We start from the raw sequence: 516 nt of genomic DNA, 5'->3' as shown, positions 1-516 counted from the left end.
CGGCATCACTGGCGGCTGACATTTTCCCGGCTCTGGTCGCGCAGGGCCTCCAGAGCCTCGACACGAGCACTCCCCTCCCGACCGCAAATGGCCGGTTCACCCAACAGACGAAGACCCGTCTGTTATTTTTCCCGTAAAATTGAGTGACTACTCACTCATAAATCGAAAGGACCTCACTATGACCACTCCCAAAACATGGCTCATCACCGGCAGCGCTCGCGGCCTCGGCCTCAACATTGCACGCGCCGTCCTTGAAGCGGGCGACCGCCTCGTCGCCACCGCCCGAAACCCGGAACGCCTGGAGCCGCTCGTCGCCGAATTCGGCGATCGCATCGCGCCCTTCGCGCTCGACGTGTCCGATGCCGCTCAGGCGGAGAAGGCCGTGCAATTCGCCATCGACACGTTCGGACGACTGGACGTCCTGATCAACAACGCCGGCTTCGGCCATTTTGCGCCGTTCGAGCAATCCGATCCCGATCATTTCCGCGCCCAGTTCGAGACGAACTTCTTTGGCGT

1 protein-coding gene is annotated in these 516 nt (G+C 61.4%); it reads left to right on the top strand.

All coding sequences use genetic code 11. From position 1 onward, the window contains the following. Window positions 1-178 precede the first annotated feature (178 nt). A partial coding sequence (locus MD273_RS18905) for an SDR family NAD(P)-dependent oxidoreductase (RefSeq protein ID WP_239039303.1) occupies window positions 179-516 on the top strand: 338 nt, incomplete at its 3' end.

The sequence above is a fragment of the Marinobacter sp. C7 genome (assembly GCF_022343555.1).
GTDB lineage: Bacteria > Pseudomonadota > Gammaproteobacteria > Pseudomonadales > Oleiphilaceae > Marinobacter.
The sequence above is the reverse complement of the archived record's forward strand: the minus strand, read 5'-3'. Positions and strand labels throughout refer to the sequence as shown.